This is a genomic window from Kitasatospora sp. NPDC098663 (genome assembly GCF_044760075.1).
Lineage (GTDB): Bacteria > Actinomycetota > Actinomycetes > Streptomycetales > Streptomycetaceae > Kitasatospora.
In genome coordinates, this window is record NZ_JBIWAP010000043.1 from 22,335 (window position 1) to 34,280 (window position 11,946).

The following is an 11,946-nucleotide window of genomic DNA, read 5'->3' on the forward strand; positions in this document are numbered from 1 at the left end:
GGCATGCCCCGAGAAGATCCAACCGGGCGATGCCGCAGCTCAGTTGTGCCCTGAAATAGTCGGTTGGCGCATAAGGATCTTGAGTCTTTCCCGGAACACCGAGCTCTGTTACGGTGCTCCTCGTCCGGGTTTCTTTCGGATATTTCCAGAGTATTTCGATCGGCGAGTTCCGACGACGAGTTCCGACGACGAGTTCCGAACGCACGACGGGAGAGGGCGGACAGAATGTGCGGAATAACCGGCGTATTCGTCCTGGGCGGCGGTCGCCCGGCCGATGCCGCCGTGGTCCGGGAGATGACGGCGTGCCTGGTGCACCGCGGCCCCGACGACGACGGCCACTACGCCACGGACGGCCTGTGCCTGGGCTTTCGCCGACTGGCCCTGAACGACCTCGCCGGCGGCAACCAGCCGCACCGCACCGAGGACGGCACCCTGGTCTCGGTCTGCAACGGCGAGATCTACAACCACCGCGAGCTGCGCACCGCGCTGAGCCGCCGCGGCCACCGGTTCCGCACCGAGAACGACACCGAGGTGCTGGTCCACCTGTACCGCGAGTACGGCGAGGACCTGACGGCCCACCTGGACGGCCAGTTCGGCTTCGCGCTGCACGACGCCGGCGCGCAGCGGCTGCTGCTCGCCCGCGACCGGGCCGGCATCGTCCCGCTCTTCTACACCGTCGCCGACGGCCAGCTGATCTTCGCCTCCGAGATCAAGGCGATCCTGCGCCACCCCGCCGTCAGCGCCCGGGTCGACCTGCGCGGCCTCGACCAGGTGCTGACACTGCCCGGACTGGTCAGCCCGCGCACCATGTTCGAGGGCATCAGCGCCCTGCGCCCCGGCGAGCGGCTGATCGCCGACCGCTCCGGCGTGCGCACCGAACGGTACTGGGACCTCGACTTCCCGCTCGCCGCCGACCTCGACCCGGTGGCCCCCGAGGCCCTGGACCGGGAGCTGGAGCGGTACGCCCACCGCACCGCCGAACTGCTCGACGGGGCCGTGCGCAGCCGGCTGCTCGCGGACGTGCCGATCGGCATGTACCTCAGCGGCGGCCTCGACTCCAGCCTGATCGGCGCGCTGATGGCCCGGGCCCGGCCCGGCCACGCCTGGCCCAGCTTCTCCGTCACCTTCCCCGGCCGCGACTTCGACGAGGGCCCGCACCAGCGGCTGGTCGCCGCCAAGCTGGGCACCGAGCACCACGAAGTCCCGGTCGGCGAGCACGAGGTGGCCGAGCGGATCACCGCGATGGTGCGCCACGCCGAGGCACCCGTGCGCGAGTCGTACAACGTCTGCTCGCTGGCGCTGTCCGAGGCCGTCCGCGCCGCCGGGACGGTCGGCGCGCTCAGCGGCGAGGGCGCCGACGAGCTGTTCGGCGGCTACCCCGGCTACCGCTTCGACGCCACCGGGCTCGGCGGCAGCCGGCTCACCGGCCTGGACGCCCGGCTGGAGCGGGAGATCCGCGAACGGATGTGGGGCGTCGACCTCGGCTACGAGCAGGACCAGCTGCCCGCCCAGGAGTTCCGCCGCGAGCTGTACGCCGAGGACCTGGCCTACGGGCTGGACGAGTTCTCCGTCACCAACCAGCGCCTGGTCGACCCCGGGCGGCTGGCCGGGCGCCACCCGCTGCACCAGCGCTCCTACCTCGACTACCACCTGCGGCTCGCCGACCACCTGCTCGGCGACCACGGCGACCGGATGGCCCTGGCCAACGGCGTCGAGCTGCGCTTCCCGTTCCTGGCGAACGCGGTGGTCGACCACGCCACCACGCTGCCACCGGAGTTGATGCTCGCCCACGGCCGGGAGAAGGCCGTGCTGCGCCGGGCGGCCGAGGGCCTGGTGCCCGGCGAGGTGCTCAGCCGGCAGAAGTACGGCTTCCGCGGCCAGACCAGCAGCCACCTGCTGAGCACCGGCGCCGACTGGTTCGAGGAGCTGGTCTCCCCCGCGACCGTCCGCCGCCAGGGCTACTTCAACCCGGACACCGTGGCCGCCCTGACGCGGCGTCAGCGCGGCGACGGCCAGCAGGTGCACGCCCACCTGGACACCGACTACCTGATGCTCGTCGCGACCTTCGCCCTCTTCGTCGAGGAGTTCGATCTGCCGTGCCTGGGATGACCGCCACAGCCGCCGGGCCGATCGCCGGCCCCGGCACCCGCCCGCACCACCCGCTGGTCGGGGTGGTCGGCGGCATGGGCCCGCTGGCCTCCGTCGAACTGCTGCGCACCGTCTACCGGGCCTGCCGGCTCCACCCCGAGCAGGACACTCCCCGGGTGCTGCTCTGGTCCGACCCCGCCGTGGTGGACCGCACCGAGGCCATCGGCAGCGGCGAACTCGACGAGCTGCGCCGCGCCGTGGAGTCCTCGCTGCGCGGCCTGCTGGCCGCCGGCGCGGAACGTGTGGTGATCGCCTGCATCACCGCCCACCACGTGCTCGGCGACCTGCCGGCCGACCTCGCGGCGCGCTGCGTCTCGCTGGTCGACGTGGTGCACGGGGAACTGGCCGCGGCCGGCGAACCGCACCTGCTGCTCTGCTCCTCCGGCACCGCCCGGGCCGGCATCCTCACCTCGGGCGCCGCCGGGGCCCGGGCCGCCCGGCAGCTGGTGGCGCTGCGCCCGCCGGACCAGGAGGCGCTGCACCGGGAGATCCACCGCCTCAAGCGCGGCGAGGACCCGGCCCGCGCCATCGACTTCCTGCGCGAGACCCTGCCCCGCTACGGCGTGCGGGCCTTCGTCGCCGCCTGCACCGAGCTGCACCTGGTCACCAGGGCGATCGAGGACGCCGGTCTGAGCGAGGCCTTGCCCTCCCTCGACCCGCTGACGGTCGTGGCCCACCGGATCATGAACGGAGAGTTGTGAGCCACACGAGCATCCTCGACCGCTGGGCCGACCAGGTCGAGCGCCGAGCCGCCGCCCCCGCCCTCGCCACCGCCGAGCGGGTCTGGAGCCACCAGGAACTGGCCGGGCTGGCCGCCGGCCTGCGCGACCGCCTCGCCACCGGCACCGGCCCGGTCCTGGTCGCCTGCGCGGACCCCGTCCCGGTGGTCGCGGCGATCCTCGCCTGCGCCGCCACCGGCCGCCCGTTCGCCCCGGTGGACACCCGCCAGCCCGCCGCCCGCTGGACGGCCCTGCTGGAGGACCTCCGGCCGGGCACCGTGCTCGCCGACGCCGCCGGCCGCTCCGCGCTGGCCGCCGCCGGGCAGCACCTGGCCGTCGCCGGACAGGGCGAACTGCCGCTGCTCGCCGCCGAGTCGATCACCCCGCTGCCCTGGGCGGCCGACGACTGGACCGGCATCAGCGGCCCCGACGCCGGCTACGTCTACTTCACCTCGGGCACCACCGGCCGCCCCAAGGGCATCCGGGGCAGCTTCGAGGCGGTCGCGCACTTCCTGGACTGGGAGATCGCCGAGTTCGGCATCGCCCCGGGCACCCGGATCTCCATGCTCACCTCCCCCGGCTTCGACGCCTTCCTGCGCGACGCCCTCGTCCCGCTGTGCGCCGGCGGCACCGCCGTGCTCCCGGCGCCCGGCGCCATCCCCGTCGGCGCGGCCCTGGCCCGCTGGCTGACCGAGCAGCAGGTCGACCTGCTGCACTGCGTGCCCACCGTGTTCCGCACCCTGCGCGCCGCCGGGCTGGCCGCCGGCTCCCTGCCGCGGCTGCGCAGCGTCCTGATGGCCGGGGAGCCCGTCCGCCCCGCCGACATCGCCTGGTGGCGGGCCCTGTTCGGGGACGGCAAGGAGCTGGTCAACCTCTACGGGCCGTCCGAGACCACCATGACCAAGGTCTTCCGCCGGCTCACCGCCGAGGACGCCGAGGCCGAGACCGTCCCCGCCGGCCGGCCGATGCCCGGGGTCGAGATCGGGGTGCTGTTCGGCGGACGCCCGGTGGTGGACGCGATCGGCGAGATCGAGATCCGCACCCCGTTCCCGCTGCGCGGCTACCTGGGCGACGCGGCCGGCGGCTTCGTCGCACCGGACCGGTACCGCACCGGCGACATCGGCCGCCTCGGCGCCGACGGCACCCTGGAGGTCCTGGGCCGCCGCGACCAGCAGGTCAAGGTGAACGGCGCCCGGGTCGAACTCGGCGAGATCGAGGACCTGCTGCGCCGCCACCCCGCGGTGGCGGACGTCTGCGCCGCCCTGGTCGAGGAGGCCGACGGCGAACCGGTGCTCTGCGCCTACCTGGTCGCCGACGGCGCCACCGACGAGGAACTGCGCGCGCACGCCGCCGAGGGCCTGCCCGCCGCCGCCCGCCCCGCCCTGTACCTGCGGCTCGCCGCGATCCCGCGCACCCTCAGCGGCAAGGCCGACCGGCGGGCACTGCCCAGCCCGGCCGCCGCCCTGGCCGGGCGCACCGGCGAACAGCCGCTGGACGGCCTGGAGGCCGGCATCGCCGAGCTGTGGCGCGAGCTGCTGCACGTGCCCGCCGTCGGCCGGCACGACGACTTCGCCCTGCTCGGCGGGGACTCGCTGGGCATCGCCCGCCTGCTGGACGGGCTGCGCACCCGCTTCGGCGTCGAGGTGCCGCTGCGGGTGTACGTCGGCGACCCGACCGTCGCCGGGCTGGCCGCGGCCGTCGCCGCCGGCCGCGCGGACGCCTCGCCGGAGGGCGGCCGCCGATGAGCCGCGACACCTCGCTGCCGCTGCGCGGCGACCGCGCCCGCGCGCCGCTGTCCTACGCCCAGCGCTCCATCTGGCGGGCCGAGCAGGTGCTGCCCGGCACCGCCCTGCACAACGAGAGCGCCGCCTTCCACGTCAGCGGCCCGCTGGACGTGGCCGCCCTGGAACGGGCGCTGGCCACCGTCGCCCGGCGGCACGAGGTGGTGCGCTGCGCCGTCGCCGCCGACGGGGCGGGCGAGCCGTGGCAGCTGTTCGCCGACCAGGTCCGCCCCGCCGTCGAGACCGTCGACCTGACCGGCGTCCCCGAGGGCGAGCGCGCGGGCCGGCTCGCCGAGCTCACCGCCCGCGCCGTGGCCGTGCCCTTCGACCTGGCCCGGCCCCCTCTGATGCGCACCCAGCTGTTCCTGCTGGGCGGGGGCCGCTCGCTGCTGCTGTTCACCGCCCACCACATCGTGGTCGACGCCTGGGGCTTCGGCGTCTTCCTGGAGTCGCTGGCCGCCTGCTACGCCGCCGAACTCGGCGGCGAGGCCCCTGGCCCGGGCCCAACCCAGGCCCAGGCACCGGCCGACGGACCCGACTTCGGCGACTTCGCCGCCTGGCAGCGCGGTGACGACAGCGACACCAGCCACGCCGGCGGAATCGACCACTGGCAGACCCGGCTGGGCGGCGAACTGCCCACCGCCGACCTGCCGTCCGACGTCGGCCCCGGCGGCGACCCGGCGGCCGGCGCGCTGCACCACTTCACCGTCCCCGCCGAACTGGCGGCCCGGCTCAGCGCCTTCGGCCGGGGCGAACTGGCCAGCCTGTCCACCGTGCTGCTCACCGCCTTCTGCGCCACCGCCGCCCGCTGGACGGGCCAGGACGACCTGGTGGTCGGCATGCCGGTGGCGACCCGCGGCCGCACCGCGCTGGCCGGCGTCGTCGGACCGCTGCTCAACCTCGTCGCCCACCGCAGCGACCTCGGCGGCGAGCCGAGCTTCCGGCAGGCCCTGGCCCGCACCCGCCGGCACCTGAAGGCCGACCTGCGCCACCGCGACACCCCCTTCGACCTGGTCCTGGAACGGCTCGGCCGGGCCGCGGGCGGGCGCACGCCGCTGTTCCAGCTGATGTACTCCTTCCACAGCGGCCCCACCACCACCCTGGAGCTGCCCGGCGTCACCACCGCCCCGGCGCCCTCGCACAGCGGCACGGCCAAGTACGACCTGACCTTCTTCCTGCGCCCGCGCCCCTCGGGCGCGCTGGACGCGACGCTGGAGTACCGCACGGCGCTGCTCGCCCCCGAGACGGCCGCCGACTTCGCGGACTCGCTGCTGTGCCTGCTGGAGGCCGCCGCGGCCGACCCGGACCGGCCGCTGGCCGAGCTTCCGGTGCTCTCCGAAGACCGGCGCCGGCGCGTCCTGGTCGACTTCAACCGGGCGCCCGACGCCGAGCGCGCCTGGGCCACCGTCCCCGAGGCGCTGCGCGAACTCGCCCGGCAGAACGGCGCCGCACCGGCCGTCGAGTCACCCGGCCACGCGTTCGACCGGGCCGCGGCCGACGCGGCCGCCGACCTGGTCGCCCGCCGGCTGGTGGCCCGGCACGGCGTGGCGCCCGGCGACCGGGTGGCCCTGCGCGTCGAGCGCGGCGCGCAGCTGGTGCCGCTGATCGTCGGCATCTGGCGGGCCGGAGCCGTCCTCGTCCCGCTGGACGAGGCCATGCCCGCCGCGCGGGCCGAGCACGTGCTCGCCGACAGCGGCGCCCGCCTGCTGATCGGCGACCCCGCCGAGGGGCTGCCCGCCGCCGACCCGGCCGCGCTGCTCGACGAGGGCCCGGACGCCGGGACCGGGCAGCCGCTGCCCGGCGCCGGCCCCGAGGACCTCGCGTACCTGATGTACACCTCGGGCTCCACCGGGCTGCCCAAGGGCGTGGCGGTGCCGCACGGCTGCGTCGCCAACCTGCTGCACAGCGTGGTCCGCGCCGAGCCGGGCCTGCGGGCCGACGACACCCTGCTCGCCGTCACCTCGATCACCTTCGACATCTCCGTCCTGGAGCTGTTCGCCCCGCTGCTGGCCGGCGGCCGGGTCGTGGTCGCCCCGCGCGAGAGCGTCCGCGACGCCGAGGCGCTGGGCGCGCTGCTGGAGCGCAGCGGCGCCACCGTCATGCAGGCCACCCCCTCGCTCTGGCGAGGGCTGCTGGACGGCGGCTGGGCGGGCCGGCCCGGGCTGCGGGCGCTGTGCGGCGGCGAGGCCCTGGACGCCGACCTCGCGGATCGGCTGCTGGCGCGCTGCGCCGAGCTGTGGAACCTGTACGGGCCGACCGAGACGACCATCTGGTCCACCGTCGGGCGGGTGCTGCCCGGCGAGGGCGTCACGGTGGGGCGCCCGGTGGCCGGCACCGTCTGCTACGTCCTGGACCGGCGGCTGCGGCCGGTGCCGCGCGGGGCCGTCGGCGAGCTGGTGATCGGCGGGGCCGGCGTCAGCGCCGGGTACCGCAACCGCCCGGAGCTGACCGCCGCCGCCTTCGTCGCCGACCCGGTCGACCCGGCCGGCGGCACCGTCTACCGCACCGGCGACCTGGCCCGCCACCTGCCGGACGGCCGGATCGTCGTGCTCGGCCGGGCCGACCAGCAGGTGAAGATCCTCGGCCACCGCATCGAGGTCGGCGAGGTGGAGTCCCTGCTCGCCGCCCACCCCGAGGTCCGCCAGGCGGCGGTGGTCGTGGACCGGGGGCAGCCCGCCGGGCCCCGGCTGGTCGCCTTCGTCACCGCCCGCACCGGGGACGACGAACTGCCCGACCGCCTGCGCCGCCACCTGCGCGAGCGGCTGCCCGCCGCCGCCGTCCCCGGGGTGATCGCCCCGCTGCCCGCGCTGCCGCTCAACACCAGCGGCAAGGTGGACCGGCCGGCGCTGCTGCTGCGCGCCGGGGAGCTCACCGCCGCCCGGCGCAGCGCACCGGCCACCGAGGCCGAGCGGGCCGCCGTCGCGCTCTGGGCGGAGGTCCTGGGCCTGCCGTCCGAGCGGGTCGGCACCACCGACGACTTCTTCGCCGCCGGGGGCAACTCCATCGCCGCGACCCGGCTGCTCGGCCGGGTCCGGGCCCGCTTCGGCGCCGCGCCCTCGCTCGCCGAGTTCTACACCGACCCCACCCCCGCCGCCCTGGCACGGGTGCGGCCCGCCGCCCCGGCGCCCGCCGCCCGTACGGCCGGGCCGGCCCCGGACGCCGTCCCGATGACCGACCAGCAGCGCCAGCTGTGGCTGCTGCACCGCCTGGCCCCCGACTCGCCCGCCTACCACCTGCCGGCCGCGCTCGACCTGACCGGCCCGGTGGACGAGGCGGCCCTGACCGGGGCGCTCGCCGACCTGACCGCCCGGCACCCGGTGCTCGCCGCCCGCTGCGAGCTGCGCGAGGACGGCCCGGTGCTGGTCCTCGCGCCGCCCGCCGCACCGGCCCTGGCCGTCCTGGACGCGGCGCCCGCAGAGGTGCCCGAGCTGGCCCGGGCGGAGGCGGTGCGCCCCTTCGACCTGGCCGGTGAGCCGCCGCTGCGGCTCACCCTGGTGCGCACCGGCCCCGAGCGCTCGGTGCTGCTGTGCACCGCGCACCACCTCGCCGTCGACGGCTGGTCGATCGGCGTGGCCGTGCGCGAGCTGGCCGCGCTGTACGCCGCCCGCCTCGGACTGGCCGAGCCGCCGCCCGCGCTCGACCTGGACTTCGCCGGCTACGCGGCCGGCTGCGCCGACGAGGCGGGCCTGACGCTGCGCCAGGAGCACCTGGAGTACTGGCTGAAGCGGCTCGACGGGCACCCCGGGGTGCTCGACCTGCCCGCCGACGCACCGACCCGGACGCGGCCGACGGGAGCCGGCGCGACGCTGCCGGTGGCGCTCGCCCCGGAGCTGACGGCCGCGCTGCGCGAGGGCGCCGCCCGGCTGCGCACCACGCCGTTCACCCTGCTGCTCGCCGTGTACGCGGCGCTGCTGGGCCGCTACGCGGGCAGCGACGACGTGCTGGTGGGCGTGCCCGTCGCCAACCGTGACCGGCCCGAACTGGAGTCGCTGGTCGGCTCGTTGGCCAACACCCTGCCGGTGCGCGTGGACCTGGCCGGGGCGCCGTCCTTCGCCGAGCTCGCCGCCCGCACCGGGCGGGCGCTGGCGGGCGACCTCGGCCGTCCGCTGGTCGCCTTCGACCGGCTGGTGGCCGGCCTCGGCCTGCCCCGCGAGCCGGGCCGGCCGACCCTGGTCCAGGCCTCGCTGGTGTTCCAGGACGCGCCGCCGGCCGACATCCGGCTGGGCGCGGCCGCCGGCGTGCTGCGCCAGATCCCCACCGGGGCGGCCAAGTACGACCTGACCCTGGCCCTGGACGAGCGCGCCGACCGGATCGGCGGCGCCCTGGAGTACGCCGCGGACCGCTTCGGCCCGCAGTTCGCGGACCGCTTCGCCCGGCACTTCCACGTCCTGCTGCGCGCCGCCCTGGCCTCGCCGCAAGCCCCCCTCGACGCCGTCGAGCTCACCGATCCCGCTCTGCCCGCCCCGCGCCCGGCCCGCCCCGCGGGCGAGGCGCGCGCCGAGCACGCCGTCCCGGTGTCCGAGCTGTTCCGGGCCCGGGCCGCCGCCCGTCCGGACGCCCCCGCGATCCGGGCCGAGGACGTGACGGTCGGCTACCGGCAGCTCGACGTCTGGAGCGACCGGATCGCGTCCCGGCTGCTGGAGCGCGGCGCGGCCCCCGGCCGGTTCGTCTCGGTGCTGCTGCCCGCCGGCCCGGTGCAGAGCGCCGCGATCCTCGGCGTCGCCAAGACCGGGGCCGCCTTCGCGGTGCTCGACCCGGCCGACCCGGACGCCCGCCTGACCGCGCTGCTGGCCGACGCCGGACCGGTGTGCCTGCTGGCCACCGGGAGCACGCTCGCCCTGCACCCCGAACTACGTTCGGCCGACGGGCACTTCGCCGGTATCCCGATCGAGGCCGTCGACCCGCGGGTGCCGGCCGCCGACGAGCCCGCGGGCCCCGCCCCGGCCGCCTCCCCCGCCGGCCCCGGCGACCCGCTCTGCCTGGTCTACACCTCCGGCTCCACCGGCACGCCCAAGGGCATCGCCCTGCCGCACGCGGCGCTCGCCCAGTTCGCCCACTGGCAGCGCGAGCACTTCGGCATCCGCCCGGACAGCCGGATCGCCCAGTGGGCCCCGTTCACCTACGACGCCGCGTACACCGAGGTGTTCGCCGCGCTCTGCTCGGGCGCGGTGCTCTGCCTGCCGCCGCAGGGGCTGCGCCGCGACCCGCTCGCGGTGGCCGGGTGGCTGCGGGCCGAGCGGATCACCCAGATCCAGACCGTCCCGGCCTTCTTCCAACTGGTCACCGAGGCGCTGGACGCCACCGGCTCGCACCTGCCGGACCTCGCCCACGTGCTGATGGCCGGCGAGGTGCTCCCGGTGGCGCTGGCCGCCGCCTGGGCGCACCGCCCCGACCGGCCGCGGCTGCACAACCTCTACGGGCCCACCGAGTGCGTGCTGGCGACGCACCGCGAGCTGGCGCCGGGCGAGGAGTTCCCGGCCGGGGTGCCGATCGGCACCCCGATCCCGGGCCGCGAGGCGGTGGTCCTGGACCGCGAGGGCCGGCTCTGCCCGGTCGGGGTGGTCGGCGAGATCCACCTGCGCAGCGACTTCCTGGCCGGCTCGTACCACCGCAGGCCCGAGGAGAGCGCCCGGGCGTACGTCGCCGACCCCTGGCAGGCCGGGGGCCGGCTGTACCGCACCGGGGACCTGGGCCGCCGCCTCCCGGACGGCGAGCTGGCGTTCGTCGGCCGGATCGGCAGCCAGCTGAAGATCCGCGGCAACCGGATCGAGCTGGAGGAGATCGAGGCGCTGCTGGAGCTGCACCCGGGGGTCCGCGAGGCGGCCGCCGCCGCGCACGGCCGGGGCGGGGCCCGCCGGCTGGTCGGCTACGCGGTCGCGGCGCCCGGGGTCACCGGCGCCGAACTGCGCGCGCACCTGGCCGAACGGCTCCCGGCGGCGGTCGTGCCGGACACCGTGATGCTGCTGGACGCGCTGCCCCGAACGCGCACCAACAAGCGCGACCGGGCCCGGCTGCCGCTGCCCGGGGCCACCGCCCGGCCCGCCGACGCCGCACCACTGGCCGGGGTCGAGCAGCTCGTCGCCGACGCCTGGCGCCGGCTGCTGGGCGGCGGACCGGTCGGCCGGCACACCAACTTCTTCGAGGCCGGCGGCGACTCGCTGCTGGCCGCCCGGCTCCAGCTGGAGCTGGCCCGCCGCCTGGAGCGGCCGGTCCGGCTGGTGGACATCTTCGGGCGGCCCACCATCGCCGAGTTCGCGGCCGGCCTCACCGAGGGCGCCGCCCCGGACGGCCGGGCCGGCGCCGAGAGCGCCGAGCCGCGCGGCGAACGCCGCCAGAGCGCCGTCCGGGCCCGCGCCAGGGCCCGCCGCGAAGCCCGGGACCGGGCCGAGGGCCCGGCCGCCGACCAGCACACACCGGCCGGGCCGACGACCCGGACCGCACCGACAGGGAGGGACTGACATGGACGTTCAGGGCGTGATGACGGAGCTGCACGGCATCCTCGGCACCGAGGGGCTGGAGCGGGTCGAGGAGTGCCTGCGCATCCTCACCGGCGAGCAGGCCCCGGAGTACCTGCACGACGACCAGGAGCCGACCCGGCTGTTCTTCCCCGGGATCAGCGCCCTGCCCTGGCACGACACCGCCGAACTGCCCTGGGTGGCCCGGATGGAGGCGGCGTACGACCGGATCAAGGCCGAGTTCCTGGAGCTGCGCGCCGAGCAGGCCCGCTTCGCCCCGTACGAGGACCTGTACACCAAGGAGCTCGGCTGGCAGGGCTGGGACACCTACCAGCTGTACCGCAACGGCAGCTGGCGCGACGAGGTCCTGGAGCGCTGCCCCGAGACCCACGCCGCCGTCTCGGCGAGCCCGCACGGGCCGCGCGACGGCATGTTCACCATCCTCAACCCCGGCGTGCACATCACCCCGCACACCGGCGGCGTGAACCTGCTGCTGACCGCGCACCTGCCGCTGATCGTGCCGCCCGGCTGCGCCATCAAGGTCGGCGACGACGAGCGGGGCTGGGAGGAGGGCAAGGTGATCCTCTTCGACGACAGCTTCATCCACGAGGCCTGGAACAAGGGCACCCAGCAGCGCGCCGTCCTGCTCTGGGACGTCTGGCACCCGGAGCTGACGCCCGTCGAGGTCCGGGCCCTGGAGTTCCTGATGCCCCGTTTCCAGCGCTACCTCATGGCGGTCTGAGCCGCCCGCCGGCCCTGAACCCCATGGCGCTCTGAACCCCATGGCGCTCTGAGCCCCGGCCGCGTACCCGGTCCTGCCCGCCCCGCCGCGCGCGGAGCCCA

At 76.6% G+C, this 11,946-nt stretch carries 5 protein-coding genes; all 5 read left to right on the plus strand.

Annotated features, from left to right (window positions below):
- Nucleotides 1-225: 225 nt before the first annotated feature.
- The 5 genes from asnB to ACIQVZ_RS33715 are packed head-to-tail and all read left to right on the plus strand — an operon-like array spanning nt 226 to nt 11,845.
- Entirely contained in the window at nt 226-2,109 is a 1,884-nt protein-coding gene (asnB, locus tag ACIQVZ_RS33695) for an asparagine synthase (glutamine-hydrolyzing) (RefSeq protein WP_402455306.1), read from the plus strand.
- Nucleotides 2,106-2,849: an aspartate/glutamate racemase family protein gene (locus ACIQVZ_RS33700; protein WP_402455307.1), complete on the plus strand. Its 744-nt coding sequence runs from the start codon at nt 2,106-2,108 to the stop codon at nt 2,847-2,849. Before asnB ends, ACIQVZ_RS33700 begins: the two co-directional genes overlap by 4 nt.
- A complete protein-coding gene (locus ACIQVZ_RS33705) occupies nt 2,846-4,612 on the plus strand; it encodes a non-ribosomal peptide synthetase (protein WP_402455310.1) in 1,767 nt (588 codons plus the stop codon). The genes ACIQVZ_RS33700 and ACIQVZ_RS33705 overlap by 4 nt, the downstream gene beginning before the upstream one ends.
- Nucleotides 4,609-11,106, plus strand: coding sequence for an amino acid adenylation domain-containing protein (locus ACIQVZ_RS33710; RefSeq protein ID WP_402455312.1), 6,498 nt, complete (start codon nt 4,609-4,611; stop codon nt 11,104-11,106). Before ACIQVZ_RS33705 ends, ACIQVZ_RS33710 begins: the two co-directional genes overlap by 4 nt.
- Before the next feature lies 1 nt (nt 11,107).
- Entirely contained in the window at nt 11,108-11,845 is a 738-nt protein-coding gene (locus ACIQVZ_RS33715) for an aspartyl/asparaginyl beta-hydroxylase domain-containing protein (RefSeq protein WP_350878856.1), read from the plus strand.
- Nucleotides 11,846-11,946: the final 101 nt, after the last annotated feature.